This window comes from Streptococcus himalayensis (assembly GCF_001708305.1).
Lineage (GTDB): Bacteria > Bacillota > Bacilli > Lactobacillales > Streptococcaceae > Streptococcus > Streptococcus himalayensis.
Map to the genome: position 1 here is coordinate 114,764 of NZ_CP016953.1, position 17,373 is coordinate 132,136.

The 17,373-nt window shown below is 42.7% G+C and carries 13 protein-coding genes; 5 read left to right on the forward strand and 8 right to left on the reverse strand.

Features of this window, described 5'->3' with window-relative positions; translation table 11 throughout:
• Nucleotides 1-17: 17 nt before the first annotated feature.
• The 4 genes from BFM96_RS00525 to BFM96_RS00540 all read right to left on the reverse strand — a co-directional run bounded on the left by BFM96_RS00525 (nucleotide 18) and on the right by BFM96_RS00540 (nucleotide 4,762).
• Nucleotides 18-359, reverse strand: coding sequence for an SPASM domain-containing protein (locus BFM96_RS00525; RefSeq protein ID WP_068989008.1), 342 nt, complete (start codon nucleotides 357-359; stop codon nucleotides 18-20).
• A 172-nt stretch (nucleotides 360-531) separates the two neighbouring features.
• Nucleotides 532-1,683: an N-acetylglucosamine-6-phosphate deacetylase gene (nagA, locus tag BFM96_RS00530; RefSeq protein WP_068989011.1), complete on the reverse strand. Its 1,152-nt coding sequence runs from the start codon at nucleotides 1,681-1,683 to the stop codon at nucleotides 532-534.
• Nucleotides 1,684-2,250: 567 nt separating this feature from the next.
• Nucleotides 2,251-2,940, reverse strand: a complete 690-nt coding sequence (locus BFM96_RS00535; RefSeq protein ID WP_068989012.1) for a gamma-glutamyl-gamma-aminobutyrate hydrolase family protein — start codon at nucleotides 2,938-2,940, stop codon at nucleotides 2,251-2,253.
• A gap of 190 nt (nucleotides 2,941-3,130) precedes the next feature.
• Nucleotides 3,131-4,762: a Na/Pi cotransporter family protein gene (locus BFM96_RS00540; RefSeq protein WP_068989017.1), complete on the reverse strand. Its 1,632-nt coding sequence runs from the start codon at nucleotides 4,760-4,762 to the stop codon at nucleotides 3,131-3,133.
• Nucleotides 4,763-4,990: 228 nt separating this feature from the next.
• On the opposite strand from BFM96_RS00540, the gene BFM96_RS10710 reads away from it, so the two are divergent.
• The 3 genes from BFM96_RS10710 (at nucleotide 4,991) to BFM96_RS00555 (ending at nucleotide 10,999) form a co-directional block, all read left to right on the forward strand.
• Nucleotides 4,991-9,172, forward strand: coding sequence for an SSURE domain-containing protein (locus BFM96_RS10710; RefSeq protein WP_083201717.1), 4,182 nt, complete (start codon nucleotides 4,991-4,993; stop codon nucleotides 9,170-9,172).
• Nucleotides 9,173-9,274: 102 nt separating this feature from the next.
• Complete coding sequence (locus BFM96_RS00550) at nucleotides 9,275-9,961, forward strand: response regulator transcription factor (RefSeq protein ID WP_067090350.1); 687 nt, start codon at nucleotides 9,275-9,277, stop codon at nucleotides 9,959-9,961.
• Nucleotides 9,962-10,999 carry a sensor histidine kinase gene (locus BFM96_RS00555; protein ID WP_068989018.1) on the forward strand — a complete coding sequence of 346 codons (1,038 nt, stop codon included), beginning with the start codon at nucleotides 9,962-9,964 and terminating at the stop codon, nucleotides 10,997-10,999.
• Nucleotides 11,000-11,113: 114 nt separating this feature from the next.
• Here BFM96_RS00555 and htpX read toward each other — a convergent pair whose 3' ends face one another.
• Together htpX and BFM96_RS00565 are read right to left on the reverse strand one after the other, a co-directional pair.
• Complete coding sequence (gene htpX / locus BFM96_RS00560; RefSeq protein WP_068989021.1) at nucleotides 11,114-12,016, reverse strand: zinc metalloprotease HtpX; 903 nt, start codon at nucleotides 12,014-12,016, stop codon at nucleotides 11,114-11,116.
• A gap of 1 nt (nucleotide 12,017) precedes the next feature.
• Entirely contained in the window at nucleotides 12,018-12,578 is a 561-nt protein-coding gene (locus BFM96_RS00565) for a LemA family protein (protein WP_068989028.1), read from the reverse strand.
• A gap of 575 nt (nucleotides 12,579-13,153) precedes the next feature.
• Between BFM96_RS00565 and BFM96_RS00575 the strand changes: the two genes are divergently transcribed.
• Together BFM96_RS00575 and rsmG are read left to right on the forward strand one after the other, a co-directional pair.
• Nucleotides 13,154-13,873 (forward strand): Type 1 glutamine amidotransferase-like domain-containing protein, encoded by a 720-nt coding sequence (locus tag BFM96_RS00575; protein WP_068989033.1) that lies wholly within the window; start codon nucleotides 13,154-13,156, stop codon nucleotides 13,871-13,873.
• A 48-nt stretch (nucleotides 13,874-13,921) separates the two neighbouring features.
• Complete coding sequence (gene rsmG, locus BFM96_RS00580) at nucleotides 13,922-14,635, forward strand: 16S rRNA (guanine(527)-N(7))-methyltransferase RsmG (RefSeq protein ID WP_068989035.1); 714 nt, start codon at nucleotides 13,922-13,924, stop codon at nucleotides 14,633-14,635.
• 53 nt (nucleotides 14,636-14,688) lie between these two features.
• Here the strand turns inward: rsmG and BFM96_RS00585 are convergent, their stop codons facing one another.
• Both BFM96_RS00585 and BFM96_RS00590 read right to left on the reverse strand, forming a co-directional pair.
• The gene (locus tag BFM96_RS00585; RefSeq protein WP_068989038.1) at nucleotides 14,689-15,525 is read right to left on the reverse strand and encodes an energy-coupling factor transporter transmembrane component T family protein; all 837 of its coding nucleotides are present in this window, start codon (nucleotides 15,523-15,525) and stop codon (nucleotides 14,689-14,691) included.
• A complete protein-coding gene (locus BFM96_RS00590) occupies nucleotides 15,518-17,194 on the reverse strand; it encodes an ABC transporter ATP-binding protein (protein ID WP_068989041.1) in 1,677 nt (558 codons plus the stop codon). Before BFM96_RS00590 ends, BFM96_RS00585 begins: the two co-directional genes overlap by 8 nt.
• Between the last annotated feature and the right edge of the window lie 179 nt (nucleotides 17,195-17,373).

Here is a 17,373-nt window from a genome sequence, read left to right on the forward strand (position 1 = left end):
TGATCAACTAAACTGCATCACCTCTTATCATATTCTCGTTTCAAAACAAATACCATGGCATAGCAACCTCCCCCACAATCCTTAAAAAGTTTATAGTCTTTACATTTACTATCATCTGACCCAGCAGCTTCATTTAATCTGTCCACACTAGAATTCCAAACTAATTCAAAATCATCGGTAATTAAATTTCCCATGAAATGTGTTTCATCATGTAAGAAAGGGCATGGATACACATCTCCATACATATCAATCTCAAGTTCTGTTTTTTGAGCTGGACAATAAAGTGGCGAATTATATTCCATTCCATTTTTAATTGCAAGTGACCATGGATGACAAAACAGGGATGTTGAAAATTTCATACCTTGATTACTAATATTCCATAAAAATCAAAATCTGACTAGGAGAGCTAACAACGTCAGATTTTGATTGTTGACAAGTATACATTCTTCCTATCATTCCAAGCGTTATTCATTTAAAAATGGATAGTTCCTCAAAAAAGAGGCCTAGGATGTTGTTCCTGGCCCCATCTTATTATGCTTGATAACGTTTCTCACCATCAAGATAAGTCGCTACTAACTCCAACTCTTTGTCAAGAATGATAAAGTCAGCATCATATCCTTCCTTGATTTGACCGCAGACATCCTCAATATGAACAGACTTAGCTGGAATCAAGCTCGCCATCATGACTGCTTGATGACGATTGGCAATTCCCCATTCAACCACATTTTTCAAACCATCTTTTAGTTTCAAAATAGAACCCGCTAGGCTACCACTTGATTTCAAACGAGCCGTACCATTTTCTACGATAACGGGGAATTCACCGAGCATGTAATCACCATCTTCTAAACCACCAGCTGTCATACAGTCTGTAATCAAGGCAATATTTTCATGCCCTTTTTGTTTGATGAGGATATCACATGCTTTTGGATCCACATGGTGACCATCACAAATCAACTCTGCAACCGTGTGAGGCAATTCATACATAGCGCCGACCATTCCAAGCTCACGGTGGGTCAAGCCCCGCATTCCATTATAGGCATGTACCCAGACACTTGCTCCTGATTCAACAGCACGTTTCGCTTCATCAAAGGTCGCATCAGAATGTCCCAACGCAACAGTCACACCCTCATCTGTAATGGTACGAACAAATTCCTCCACTCCTTCGCGTTCTGGAGCTAGGGCGATTTTATTGAGCAAGCCATTTGCAGCCTTTTGCCAAGTGCGAAATTCTTCCAAACTTGGGTCTTTCATATAAGACGGATTTTGTGCACCCTTGAATTTCTCTGTGAAATAAGGACCTTCAAAATACAAGCCACGAATCTTAGCTCCAGTTGCCTCCTGATAACGAGCACCGATATTTTCCGTTACAGCTAGGAGTAGTTCATAAGACGATGTCAAGGTGGTTGGCAAGAAGCTCGTTACCCCCGTTGTCAACAGTCCTTCGCTCATGGTATGAAGTGTTCCTTCGATGTTATTATCCATAACATCTACTCCACCAAATCCATGAATATGGGTATCCACAAGTCCCGGTGCAAGACTGTAGCCCGTGTAGTCCTCAACCTCCGCATCAGCTGGTACTTCTGTTAGATATTTCCCAAATTTTCCATCTATAATTTCCAAGTATCCTCCTTGGCGAATCCCTTGAGGATAGAAAAACTCATCTGCTTTAATATATTTAGGCATACGAAAACCTCCTTGTCTATTTCTACCCTTATTATAGCGCTTTCTTTTTGGTTTGTAAATGGTCTATACCGTATTTATTGTGTTAATATTTTGTTTCGGAAAATCCGAAAGGAACTAAAAAACACCCCAAGTGTTAGATTTTCGGTCTACCTTTTTGAGGGCGGTAGATCAATGTTCGCTAGCCTCTTCTACTAGAATGTCGATTGATCAACGTTTTACAAACCAGACAACTACTGCATCAAACTGTTAAAGCTCTAAAAGAAGCAAGGATGGACACTTTTTATACGTAATCTTATAGATTACATTATTTTGAGGGTTAGCACATCGTGCTCATCCTGGTTTGTCTCAGCCTCCTGCTGTTCACCAATTATAACCAACCATTAATCCTACAGACATAAGACACTCCTTCTAATCTCTCTTAAATATCACTTCTACATCCACTGAAATTTTATGGTTGATTGCTTCAAAAACGTCATTCATCCTATCATCAGAAACATTCTGATCTCGAATATCGACAGAAATAATCTAGCTACAATATAGCAAAAAAACCAAGTCTCGTGCTTGGTTTTACAATCGATGAACCAGATAATCAAATAAATCTTGGTGCTTCTTACTATGGTGGCGAAGAAATTCAGGGTGCCACTGAAGCCCTAAAATAGGAATGTCTCCTCGTCCCTCTACAGCTTCAATTGTCCCATCACGAGGGTCACGGGCCGTTGCAACCAAATCTGGGGCTAATTCTTTGATACTTTGACGATGGAAAGAATTGATGGAACTGCCTTGGTCAAATAATTGGCTCACTCGACTTTGGGGGCTCAGCTCCACTTCATGAGAAGTCCCTTCCAGATTTTCCTGCCAGTGGTCGGTTACCTCTTGCTCCAAACTGCCTCCCAAAGCTACATTGACCAACTGCATGCCTCTGCAAACAGCAAAAATGGGCTTCTTTTGCTTCAAAGCCTCTGCAATCAAGGCTAATTCAAATTGATCCCGAGCCAAGGAATAATCATCACTCTCTACTGTCTGTTTCTCTCCATAAAAATGGGGGCTAACATGCTGACCGCCAGACAAGATTAGCTTATCAATCATGGCAACATAGTCTTTTGCCATTGTTGGCTCTCCGACAGGAATGACAAGGGGTAACCCACCTGCCTCCCTCACACCATCTGCTAAATCTTTAGCTACGGCTACATAGGTCAAGCCAGACATCGGTGGCATTTCCTTTTCATTTCCCGTAATTCCAACAATCACCTTTTTCATAAACGACCACCTTTCCCATTTCTTTCCTATGATGATACCATGCTAAGACGAGCCTGTCCAATATAGATTTTCTATGGTAACTTTAAAAAATTTTATCAGTAAATGAATACTACTCTATAAAACAGCTTGCAGAGCACTTCCATCTCTAAAATAGCCTGCATAAAAAGCCAGAATCGAAATTCTAGCCTTGTTAAATTTGTTCAATTTGTACTTTTTCCGCTAAATTCATCGCATGGTCTGCCACCCGCGTGTAGTGAGAAATGATATCTATAAAATTAACTCCTGCTTGGGTCGTGCATTCCCCCTTGTTCAAACGGCTAATATGTGTCTTCCGCAAGGTCTTTTCCATTCGTTCAATCTCTGCATGACGATCTGCCAATTGATTAGCCAAGGCCACATCATTCGTCTCCACAGCTTTCAAGGCATCCTCAATCAAGGCCAAGGTCTTATGGTAGACAGCCTCTAGCTCATCCAAAGCCACCGCTGAAAACGTGATGTCCTTCTTGACCAAATAATCCGTCATCACTAACAAAGCCTCGCCATGGTCACCAATCCGCTCCAAATCCCGTGACGAATCAAGAATATTGGTCAGGATTTCACTTTCCTTCTGGCTGAGTGGCTCGCTGGATAGGTCAATTAAATAGCGGGTCAACTCTACATCAATACTATTGATGGCTTCTTCCGTCTTATGGCCTTTCTCTGCTACCTTTTCACCATGATTCCTGATATAATCATAGGCTAACTCAAAGGAAGACTTAGCATAATTTCCAAGGTGTAGAAGCTCTAATTTAGCATTTCCAAGTGCCAAAGAAGGTGCCTGCTTGATGAGAATGGTATCTAAATAGAGAGCTTGATATTTGACGACTTCATCCTCTCCTGGAATTAGCTTGGTCACAAGATAAGCCAAGGTTCCAATGAAGGGAAATTGAATCAAGGTATTGGTTACATTAAAGCTACCGTGAGCAAACGCAACGGTCATCTCTGGTGTCAGATGAAGGGTTGATTGGAACCAACCAATCATATTTGTAAATGGCCCTAAAAAGAGGAGACATAAAACAGTCCCAAGGACATTAAAGAGGACATGGGCCCCAGCCACTCGTTTCGCTGAAACATTGGCCCCTAAAACTGCTACAACAGCAGTCAAGGTCGTTCCGATATTGTCACCAAACAGCACAGGAAGCGCCCCTTGCAAGTCAAGCAATCCTCCTGCATAAAGACTCTGCAAAATCCCAATGGTCGCTGCCGACGACTGGATAATAATCGTAAGCATCGTCCCAATAAAGACCCCTTGAATTGGCTTGCCACTCAAGGTCGCCATGTAGTCTTTAAAAGCCGTCACCTCACGTAAGGGTGCCATGGCCGTACTCATCAGATTTAAGGCAAAGAAAATTCCTCCAACCCCAAATAAAATACGTCCAATATTGTTAATCGTTCGATTTTTGGTAAAGAACAGGCAAATGGCCCCTAAAAAGAGAATGGGCAATCCATAATCCCCTAGCTTAAATCCTATCAAGAAGGAGGTCACTGTCGTTCCAATATTGGCTCCCATGACAATCCCGATGGCTTGCCTCAGCCCTAAAAGATTAGCACTGACCAGACCGACAGTAATCACCGTTACTCCCGTACTCGACTGGATCAGAGCAGTCATGACAATCCCAACCAGAACCCCTAAAAAAGGATTGCTCGTATATTTATCAATGTAATAGCGGAGCTTATCTCCCGCAATCTGCTGCAAGCCATCTCCCATGTATTTAATACTAAAGAGAAATAGCCCCAAGCCTCCTAAAAATGAAAATAAAATTTGTTGCCAATTGATGGACATCCTACTTTTCCTCCGAAATATAACTAGCGGAAACCTCTCCCTCTCTATTGTAAAGAATTCCAACAAAAGGTCAAGGCTTTTTTCAAAAAAAGTAAAGATTTGCCCTCAGGTATTCTAGCTCACTAAGAAAGATATAATTTTTTCTTAAGAAATAATTAAGAATTAGCTTACAACTACTTAATAAATCCTTGCTATACTACATTCATCAAATGATAAAGGAGACCTTTTATGGCAAACAACGAACGATACAGTATCTTTTCCATTCGGAAATTCAAGGCAGGAGTTGCTTCTGTCTTAATTGCTAGCGGATTTTTCATAGCAGTTGGGCAACCAACCTCAGTCCTTGCAGAAGAAAGTACAGATCCTTCAACTACAATGACCTCATCAACTGGAGAGGCTTCTTCAACCTCAGATATGACACAAGCAGGTGAAGAAAACGCTAATTCTACCACGACAATGGCTCAACCAACAGCCGCAGCTCAACCAACTACTGCAGAAGAAGTCAAAACAGCTGTCGCTGAAAATATCAAGGAAAACACAGAAATCCCTGCCGCTTATCTTGAAAAAGCTAATGAAGACGGCTCTGGGCCTTTCCTTGCGGGAGTCAATAGTGTAATTCCTTTTGAAGCCTTTGGTGGAGATGGCATGCTTACTCGTGCCCTTCTGAAAGAATCTGACAAAGCACCATGGTCAGACAATGGCTCTGCTAAACATCCTGCCCTTCTCCCTCTTGAAAGCCTTACAAAAAACAGCTATTTCTATGAAGTAGCCCTTGATGGGCCTGCGGCTGGAAGAACTGGAAAAGATTTGATTGATACACTCAAATCAACTGGAACACACACCTATAAAGCAGCTGTTAAAGTTTATGCTGAAAAAGCTGGTATGCCTGATTTGACAAGCCAAGTCACAGAACGTTCGATCAATGTGACCATCAACGGACTAACGCCTGTGGCAGATGTGAAAAAGGCAGTTGACGAAAACATCAAGACAGAAACAGCTATCGCTGCTGCCTACCTTGAAAAAGCTAATGCCGATGGTTCTGGACCTTTCCTTGCTGGAGTTAATGGAACAATCCCATTTGAAGCCTTCGGTGGAGACGGCATGCTTACTCGCTTGCTCCTTAAAGCATCTGAAAATGCTCCTTGGTCTGACAACGGTGCAGACATGAACGCTCCTATCTTGCCTCTTGATAAACTTGCAAAAGGACAATACTTCTACCAAGTTGCTCTTGACGGAGAAGCTGCTGGTAAGACCGGTAAAGACTTGCTAGATGTCTTGAAGGACGGTTCACATGTTTTGAATGCAACCGTTAAAGTCTTCGGAAACAAAGACGGTAAAGCTGATGAAAGCAATGTAGTCGCAACTCGCCAAGTAAAAGTGAACATCAATGGATTGACTGCTGTTGAAAATGTGAAGAAAGCGGTTGATGAAAACATCAAAGCTGAAACAACTGTTCCTGCAGCTTATCTTGAAAAAGCTAATGCCGATGGTTCTGGACCTTTCCTTGCTGGAGTTAATGGAACAATCCCATTTGAAGCTTTCGGTGGAGACGGCATGCTTACTCGCTTGCTCCTTAAAGCATCTGAAAATGCTCCTTGGTCTGACAACGGTGCAGACATGAACGCTCCTATCTTGCCTCTTGATAAACTTGCAAAAGGACAATACTTCTACCAAGTTGCTCTTGACGGAGAAGCTGCTGGCAAGACTGGTCAAGAATTGATTACTGCATTGAAAGACGCTGGTACGCAAACTTACACTGCAATCGTTAAAGTCTTCGGAAACAAAGACGGTAAAGCTGATGAAAGCAATGTAGTCGCAACTCGTGAAGTAAAAGTGAACATCAATGGATTGACTACTGTTGAAAATGTGACAAAAGCTGTCGCTGAAAACATCAAAGCTGAAACAACTGTTCCTGCTGCCTACCTTGAAAAAGCTAATGCTGACGGTTCTGGACCTTTCCTTGCAGGTGTCAATGGAACAATCCCATTTGAAGCCTTCGGTGGAGACGGCATGCTTACTCGCTTGCTCCTTAAAGCATCTGAAAACGCTCCTTGGTCTGACAACGGTGCAGATATGAATGCTCCTATCTTGCCTCTCGATAAACTTGCAAAAGGACAATACTTCTACCAAGTTGCTCTTGACGGAGAAGCTGCTGGCAAGACCGGTAAAGAATTGCTAGATGTCTTGAAGGATGGTTCACATGTTTTGAATGCAACCGTTAAAGTCTTCGGAAACAAAGACGGCAAAGCAGATGAAAGCAATGTAGTCGCAACTCGTGAAGTAAAAGTGAACATCAATGGATTGACTGCTGTTGAAAATGTGACAAAAGCTGTCGCTGAAAACATCAAAGCTGAAACAACTGTTCCTGCAGCTTATCTTGAAAAAGCTAATGCCGATGGTTCTGGACCTTTCCTTGCTGGAGTTAATGGAACAATCCCATTTGAAGCTTTCGGTGGAGACGGCATGCTTACTCGCTTGCTCCTTAAAGCATCTGAAAATGCTCCTTGGTCTGACAACGGTGCAGACATGAACGCTCCTATCTTGCCTCTTGATAAACTTGCAAAAGGACAATACTTCTACCAAGTAGCCCTTGACGGAGAAGCTGCTGGCAAGACTGGTCAAGAATTGATTACTGCATTGAAAGACGCTGGTACGCAAACTTACACTGCAATCGTTAAAGTCTTCGGAAACAAAGACGGTAAAGCTGATGAAAGTAATGTAGTCGCAACTCGTGAAGTAAAAGTGAACATCAATGGATTGACTGCTGTTGAAAATGTGAAGAAAGCGGTTGATGAAAACATCAAAGCTGAAACAACTGTTCCTGCTGCCTACCTTGAAAAAGCTAACGCTGACGGTTCTGGACCTTTCCTTGCAGGTGTCAATGGAACAATCCCATTTGAAGCCTTCGGTGGAGACGGCATGCTTACTCGCTTGCTTCTCAAAGCATCTGAAAACGCTCCTTGGTCTGACAACGGTTCAGCTATGAACGCTCCTATCTTGCCTCTTGATAAGCTTGCAAAAGGACAATACTTCTACCAAGTAGCTCTTGACGGAGCGGCAACTGGTAAGACCGGCCTAGACCTCATCAACGCCTTGAAAGACGCTGGTACTCACACTTACACTGCAACCGTTAAGGTCTTCGGAAACAAAGACGGTAAAGCAGACGAAAGCAATGTAGTCGCAACTCGCCAAGTAAAAGTGAACATCAATGGATTGACTGCTGTTGAAAATGTGAAGAAAGCGGTTGATGAAAACATCAAAGCTGAAACAACTGTTCCTGCTGCCTACCTTGAAAAAGCTAACGCTGACGGTTCTGGACCTTTCCTTGCAGGTGTCAATGGAACAATCCCATTTGAAGCCTTCGGTGGAGACGGCATGCTTACTCGCTTGCTTCTCAAAGCATCTGAAAACGCTCCTTGGTCTGACAACGGTTCAGCTATGAACGCTCCTATCTTGCCTCTTGATAAGCTTGCAAAAGGACAATACTTCTACCAAGTAGCTCTTGACGGAGCGGCAACTGGTAAGACCGGCCTAGACCTCATCAACGCCTTGAAAGATGCTGGTACTCACACTTACACTGCAACCGTTAAGGTCTTCGGAAACAAAGACGGTAAAGCAGACGAAAGCAATGTAGTCGCAACTCGCCAAGTAAAAGTAACAATCAATGGTATCACAGCTGCGACAGATGTGTATAATGCCCTTGCTGAAAACATTAAGGCTAAGACACAAGTGCCTGCCGCTTATCTTGAAAATGCAAATGCCGATGGTTCTGGACCTTTCCTTGCAGGGGTTAACGGTGTCATTCCTTTTGAAGCCTTCGGTGGAGATGGCATGCTCACTCGCTTGCTCCTTAAAGCATCTGACAAAGCTCCTTGGTCTGACAATGGTGCAGCTATGAATCCAGCTTTACTAGCCCTTGAAAGTTTGACAAAAGGTCAATACTTCTACCAAGTAGCCCTTGACGGAGAAGCTGCTGGTAAGACTGGTAAAGACTTGCTAGATGTCTTGAAGAGTGGTTCACATGTCTTTAAAGCAACCGTTAAAGTTTACGGAAATAAAGACGGCAAGGCCGATTTGATGAATATCATCGCTCAACGTGAAGTTTATGTAGAAGTTCCTCAATTGAAAGAAGCTGCTATTATGCAACAAAATCATCAAATGATGGCACCAATGAAGACTTCACAAGGTCAAATGCAAGGCTACACTTCAATGCAAGCTCATCAGTCATCTATGCCAATGGCATCTCAAGCTGCTCTTGCAACTAAAAAACCAGCAGCCATGATGCAAGACAAGATGATGAAGCAAGACCTTCCAAACACAGGCGTTGAAAGCTCTACTGCCCTCAGCCTTCTCGGAATGTCTCTTAGCGCTCTTGCAGGCTATGGCTTACGCAAAAAATCAAAAAAATAAACCGTAGCCCACACTCTCTCAAGTTTTATTCTTGAAAGAATTGCTACAATAGTGTTATACTTGCAGAAGTATAACACTATTTTTCATAAAGGAGGAATTGTGATGAATAAAACAATCTTATTAGTCGATGACGAGATTGAAATTACTGAAATCAATCGCCGCTATTTGGCTCAGGAAGGTTATACAGTGCATATTGCCCACAATGGAGCAGAGGCGCTGGAGCTGTATAAAAAAGAAGTCATTGCCTTGATTATCACAGACATCATGATGCCTATCATGGACGGCTATGACTTGATCAGCGAAGTACAAGCAATCACGCCTGATCAGCCATTTTTGTTCATCACTGCCAAAACCTCCGATATGGATAAGATTTACTCGCTCAGCCTAGGAGCAGATGATTTTATCAGCAAACCTTTTAGTCCAAGAGAGTTGGTCTTGCGGGTCAATAATATCCTGCGTCGTATTCATCGAAATCAACAACAGGAAGAACATGTCCAAGTGGGCGATTTAAAAATTAACCATATCACACGCCAGGCTTTTATTCAAAACAAGGAATTAAACTTGACCAATAAGGAATTTGACTTGCTCTGGATTTTGTTGAGCAATCCGCAACGTGTCTTTTCAAAAACAGAGCTGTATGACCGGGTCTGGCAGGAAGAATACATCGATGATACCAACACGCTCAATGTCCACATCCATGGTCTTCGGAATGCTCTATCAAAATATGCGACGCCTGAAACTCCTACCATTAAGACGGTTTGGGGGCTGGGCTATAAGTTGGAGGTGTAAATGAAGTTAAAATATTTTATTCTTATCGGATACTTGACCTCTACCTTGATTATCCTCTTGTCCCTTATTTGGGCGGTTAATCGGATGCTAATTCCTGAAAAAGGAGAAATTTTTATTCTCTTGACAACGCTTGTTGCTAGTCTTGTGGGAGCTTTTGTCAGCCTAATGCTGATGAGGCGGGTCTTTACATCCTTGGAAAAATTAAGCAATCATATTGAAGGGATTTCTAAAAATCATTTTGAAACCATTGATGATGTTCGCAGTCCGCTTGAATTTCAAGAATTCGCTCAAACCTTAAATACTATGACTGTAAAGCTGGAAGAAAGTTTCCAGTCTGTAGAAGCCAGTGAAAAGGAAAAAAATATCATGATTGCCCAGCTCTCTCACGATATTAAAACACCGATTACCTCTATTCAAGCGACAGTTGAGGGAATGCTAGATGGTTTGATTTTAGAAAATGAACGGGATTATTACCTCAAAACCATTCGCAGGCAGACCGACCGCCTCAATAAATTGGTCGAATCCCTCAATAATGTCACTCTCAATACGCTTGAGCGAGAAGAAGGCTCCTTGCAAGCTATTTTCATCGACAAGCTCCTGATTGATACCTTATCCGAGTTTCAGTTAAAGCTAGACCAAGAAGGTCGAGAGGTGGATATTCAGGTCGAGCCTGCCTCTGCTAAAATCATAAGTGATTATGATAAACTCTTGCGGATTTTGGTCAATCTCGTCAGCAATGCACTCAAATATTCTCCAAGCGGATCGCCTTTGCAAATCCATGCTGTCTTAACGGATGACCAGCTCAAAATCACCGTTAAAGACCACGGACAAGGCATTCCTAAAGAAGAATTGCATCAGATTTTTAAACTCCTCTACCGCGTAGAATCTTCTCGCAACATGAGTACAGGTGGCTATGGCTTGGGCTTGTATATCGCACAAGAATTAGCCCATCAGCTCAATGGACAGATTACAGTTCAAAGTGAATTGGGACAGGGTTCGGCTTTCTCACTAACGATGAAAACCCAGCACCAAATCTAAAGGATAAAAAACGAGGCTGAAAGTTCTATGCAACCTTGCTATCTAGTACCAAATTTAAACGATGAAAACACATAAAAAAGTGAGATGAAGTATGGTAACTTTCATCTCACTTTTTTACATCTGTCTCAAACGCTCGACCCGCTCTGAAATCGGTGGGTGCGTATAAAAGAGCTTTTGAAGATTATTTTCTTTTTTGGGGGAGCTAATGTAGAGTGCAGCACTCGCATCATCAACTTCACGCTGCATAGGGCCGCCATTTTCTAGCTTGAGAAGGGCATGAATCATACCTTGTGGGTTACGCGTCAGCTCAACACTTGAGGCATCTGCTAAAAATTCCCGCTGGCGAGAAATGGCCAACTGGACCAAAGTCGCAGCCAAGGGTGCTAGGATAATGGCAAGAAGCGACAAGAGGAGCATAATAATTTCTACCCCTCCACCGCTATTTTCACGGTTATCATTACGCCTACGATGACTGCCACCAAACCACATCATCCGACCTGCCATACTCGATAGCATGGTCACTGCACTGGCTAAGGCAACTGCAATCGTAGAAATTCGAATGTCGTAATTGCGGATATGACTGACTTCGTGGCCGATAACAGCTTCCAACTCTTCCCGATTCATCAAGCGTAATAATCCAGTTGTTGCTGCAACAGCTGCATTCTGCGGATTGGAACCTGTCGCAAAAGCATTAGGTGAGGGATCCTCAACGATATAGACCCTTGGCATCGGAATCTGAGCCACCATTGCCATATCTTCCACAATGTGGTACAAATCTGGTGCCTCATCTTCTGTCACCTGTCTGGCACCATTCATGGACATAACAACCTCTGTCGATTGGAAAATCATGCTCATCGCATAAATCCCACCAATGATAAAGGCAAGAAGCATCCCTCCCCAGCCAGAACCAAGCCAAAGATAGCCGACTGCTGCTCCAATCATGGCTAATAGTGTGAAAAATGCCACCAACAAAAACCAAGTCCGCCGCTTGTTGCTCGCAATTTGTTCAAACAACATCTTAGTCACCTAATCCAGAAAAGTCCACTGTTGGCACTGCCTTTTCTTCTTCTGGCACTTGCAAGAAGTCTGCAGCTTTAAAGCCAAACATACCTGCAATAACATTGCTTGGGAAGGTCTCCAACTTCACATTATAAGAACTTGTCACGCTATTATAAAGCTGACGAGAGTAGGAAATTTTATTTTCCGTATTGGTCAATTCCTCCTGTAATTTGAGGAAGTTACTGTTTGCTTGAAGAGCTGGATAGTTCTCTGCTACTGCAAAAATGCCAGATACCTGACGGGAAAGAGCATCACTAGCCTGCATCGCTGCCGCTGGTGATGTCGCTGCTGCAACTTGATTGCGCAACTCGGTCACTTTTTCAAGGGTAGAACCCTCGTATTTGGCATAACCTTTGACCGTCTCAATCAAGTTTGGCAAGAGATCATTTCGACGTTTCAGCTGAACATCAATCTGACTCCAAGCTTCCTTTGTATGCATCCGGCTTTTGACCAAGCCATTGTAGCTTACGATGACAAAAATCACCAAAACAGCAAGAATTGCTAAAATAATCAACCACATATTGTTTCTCCTTTATATATACTACTGCTATTATACCAAATTTTTAGGATAATAGCAGAAAGAAAGGTAGAAGAAACTTGATTTCCCTTTTTAAAAAGAGTAAACTTTTAATTAAGCATCCTAGAAGAACGGAAGATAGCCAGGTTTGAAGCATTTTTCGCCCTAACCCAACTTCTCAAGTGCCAGCACGTCATCCCTCTTTTGATGAGATCGTTAGGTTTAGAATTTCGCACCCAAAAGAACTACGCAGCAAAAGACATTGATATATATATCCCTTACTATCCCGACTTTCTTTCCCATCTTATGGAGCAAAACGGCTATCAGTCAATTTCTGGCCACTCCTTTTGCAAGAAAAATATCTGTGTCGATTTCAAATTATATCAAGATCTGACAAACTATTTACCTATCCAGATCGCGGATATTCCGTTAGTTCACGTCAAACAGCACCAGTTTTATGTTCCTAATATCGATCAGTTTCTCTCCATCTACCAGTCCTCTCTCAAAGATCCTAGACGAAAAGCCAAAACTTCAGCCGACCAAGCAAAGATAAACGATTTATTAGAAAGGAAGCTATCATGACCTATTTCTTAGCCAGTCGTCCGTTCCATTATGAAACAAAAACCCTTATTCCTAACAATGCCTTTATAGAACGATTACAAGCCGCCCTTCCTCAAGAATCACGTGCTGTTTTCATCTCTTCTAGCCCTGATAAGGCAACTGCTAATGAGGCCTACGCAGCACTCACGAAGGACTGTTTTGCAGCTAGTCAGTTTTACTTCACCAGCTATGCTATCCTTGATCAACGTACACAAGACCAGGCTGCTAAATTGATAGCCACCGCTGATCTCCTTATCCTAGCTGGTGGTTATGTCCCAGAGCAAAATCGTTTTTTCCAAGAATTGGAACTGAAAAAGCTCCTCCACAATTTCAACGGCGTCATCGTGGCGTCCAGTGCTGGCTCCATGAACAGTGCTCAGATAGTCTATGCCCAGCCTGAACTCGAAGGTGAAGCTCTGGCCACAGACTATCAACGGTTTCTGCCAGGTTTAGCTTTGACAAAGACCATGATAATCCCCCATTACCAGGACTTAAAAGAGGAAGTCTTAGATGGGCTTCGGCTGTTTGAAGACATTACCTATACAGATAGCTATGGAAAAACCTTCTATGCCCTTGTTGATGGAAGCTATCTACTCGTCCAAGATGGCAAGGAATGGATTTGCGGAGAGGCTTACCAGATTAAGGATGGAAGCCTTAGGCAAATCTCAACGGAAAATCAACTTTTCCCGCTCTCTTAACCTAATTTTTGGTATAATAAGAAAAGAAACTCAACAGTTAGGATTTTTATGACACCACAAGAATTTTATGAAGCACTGAAACAGCAAGAAATCACCCTCTCTGATACGCAAAAAGCCCAGTTTGAACGCTATTTCGAACTCTTGGTCGAATGGAATGAGAAAATCAATTTGACCGCTATTACCGAAAAAAAAGAAGTGTATCTCAAACACTTCTATGATTCGATTGCTCCGATTTTACAGGGAAATATTCCAAATGAGCCGATTTTGCTCCTTGATATTGGGGCTGGAGCTGGTTTCCCCAGCCTTCCTATGAAAATCGTCTATCCAGCTTTGCAAGTCACCATCATTGACTCGCTCAATAAGCGAATTCAATTTCTTCATTTGTTGGCAGAGGAATTAGGCTTGACGGATGTTCATTTCTACCATGGGCGAGCTGAGGATTTCGCTCAGGATAAGGCCTTTCGGGCTCAATTTGACATCGTAACCGCTCGAGCCGTCGCCCGCATGCAAGTCCTCTCTGAATTAACCATTCCTTTCCTCAAAGTAGGTGGGAAACTTCTAGCCCTCAAGGCTAGCCATGCACAAAAAGAGCTGGAGGAGGCCAAAAATGCACTCCAAATTCTCTTTAGCAAGGTGGTGGATAACCAAGAATACCAACTCCCAAATGGTGACCCTCGCTTTATGACCGTTGTCGAAAAGAAAAAAGAGACTCCTAATAAATATCCTCGAAAAGCAGGACTGCCCAACAAAAGACCTCTATAAATGGATTATCAAAAAACGACTCTTGTGAACAAACCGAGAGTCGTTTTCAGCGATTATCGCCAAGGATTGTAAAAGCGACCACCATTCACCTTAAACAGGGCCAGACTGAGAATAAGGCTTAGCACAGCCCCTGCAATCACTAGATAATCCTTGGTCGTCAAGGCTTGATAGGTATACCAAGTCCGCTTTTTGTGCTTTCCAAAACGCCGCAGCTCCATAGCTGTCGCAATGCTATCAATGCGCTCCAAGGAGCCAAAAATCAAGGGAATGATGATTTTTAGATTTCCCTTCACACGCTGGCTTAGGCTAGCTTTTTTTGAAAGTTCCAAACCACGCGCTTCCTGCGACATCTTAATCACATAAAATTCCTCTTGTAAATCAGGAATATAACGCAAGGTCAAGCTGACAGAATAAGCAATTTTATAGGGTAACCCGATTTGATTGAGACTAGAGGCGAATTGACTAGGATGGGTGGTCATCAAGAAAATCAAAGCCAGCGGAATTGTACAAATATATTTCAACAATAAATTCAGCAGATAAAAGACTTCTTGAGAAGTGAGATTGTAATGTCCCGCACCTTGCAACCAAACCGTCTTTGCTCCATAAATCTCAACCCCATATTGTGGTGCAAAAAGATAGACCATGACAACATTGAGACAGGCAAAAGCTCCTGCAAATAGTAAGATAAAGGAAACCTGCCGCAATTGAATATGGGATACACGAAACAAAAAGAGAGAACCCAAGGCAACGGCCAGTAAAAAACGAGTATCATAGCTAATCATGGCTGCCATCGATACTAGGATAAAAAAGAGCAATTTACTACCACCAGACAAACTATGCAAAAAACTATTGCCTGCATGGTAACCGATTAACCTTTGTTGTTCAAGCATGGCTAACTCCCTTCCCTTTCTTGTAAAACTCCGTTAAGTGGAGGGGATTGACCCCCAAATGATTGGCTAAGGCAAAGATAGAAGTATCTTTCAAATTAGCTCTAGCCAGCAAATCCGAATCTGTCAAGATTTCCACAGGAGCACGATCAGCGACAATTTCCCCATCTACCAAGACAATTGCTCGCTCGGCATAATCAAGCATCAGCTGCATATCATGGGTAATCATGATGATGGTATGCCCCTTTTGATGCAGACTTGCCAAAAATTCCATAATTTCAGTATAATTTCGCTGGTCTTGCCCAGCGGTCGGCTCATCTAAGAGGATGACTTCTGGATTTAAGACCAAGATGGCTGCAATGGTCACCCGTTTTTTCTGCCCAAAAGATAGGGCTGAAATCGGCCATTTGCGAAATTCATACAAGCCGCAGGTCTTCAAAGCCTCATGCACCCGCACTTCGATTTCAGACTCAGCTACACCCCGCAGACGCAAGCCTAGGGCCACTTCATCAAAAATCATAGTCTCAGAAATCATCTGGTTGGGATTTTGAAGTACATAGCCAATCCGCTCAGCTCGCTCCTTAGTCGAATCTCCTTTGATAGCTTGATTCTTCCACAAATAAGTCCCTTGTGTTTCAATAAACTTGCAAAGGGCCTTGGCAAGCGTCGATTTCCCAGCACCATTTTTCCCGACAATGGCAATCATTTCCCCATGACCAATATCCAGATGCAATCCTTTCAATACTTCTTTTTCCCCATAGCCAAACCGAATGTCGCTCAAAGCTAATAAAGGCTCTTTCTTTTCTGAGGAATGTGTGAGCTTTTCAGAATTATCAAACTGCACATCAGAAAGATCCAATCGTACCAAATTTGATAAATGTTCAGCCTCATCCACCGCATAGCCTAGCTGACGAAGGGTCGTCACGTACAAGGGCTCACGAATTCCTGCTTGTTTCAAAAGAGTTGTTTTCAAAAGCTCATCTGGATGACCATTAAAGTGAATCTTTCCATCTTCTATCAGGACAATCCTATCCACGGAGCGGTATAAGACGTCTTCTAGCCGATGTTCGATGATCAGAATGGTCTGATTTTCCCCGTGCAGCTGGTCAATCAAGTCAATCGTATCCTGGCCGGACTTGGGATCCAGATTTGCCAAGGGTTCATCAAAGAGCAAAATCGGGCTTTCATCAATCAAGACACCTGCCAAACTGACTCGCTGCTTTTGACCTCCAGATAAGTCTTGAGGGCGGTGAGACAAGAGCGAGGTTAGCTCAAGACGACTTGCCCACTTAGACACACTGGCCTTCATGTCAGCTTGAGCGACTAAATCATTTTCCAATGCAAAAGCCAAATCTTCTGCCACACTAAGACCGATAAACTGACCATCCGTATCCTGTAAAACAGTACTGACCAAGGTTGATTTATCATAAACACTCAAATGGTAGGCAGGCTGACCTTGGATCAAAAACTCTCCACTCATCTGTCCTTGGTGAATATTAGGAATGATTCCATTCAAGCACTGGCCGAGCGTGGATTTTCCAGAGCCAGATGGGCCTACTATCAGGACCTTCTCCCCTTGATAAATGGTAAGATTGATATTCTTTAAGGTCGGCTCAGACTGAGCCTGATATTGAAAACTAAAGTTTTTAAATTCGATGACTGCTGGTTTCATAACGGTTGGTCTCTCATTTCTTCATAAATCACTCTCAGAGTAGGTGCTAGTCTTACTGTTAAACGCTTCCTATCCTATTATTTTACCATAAAATCAGCCCTCACTCTCATAGTTTTTAAGTATAGAGAGATATAAATTTCTTATCAAGCTATTGAAAAATCCAATGCCTGCTAATACTC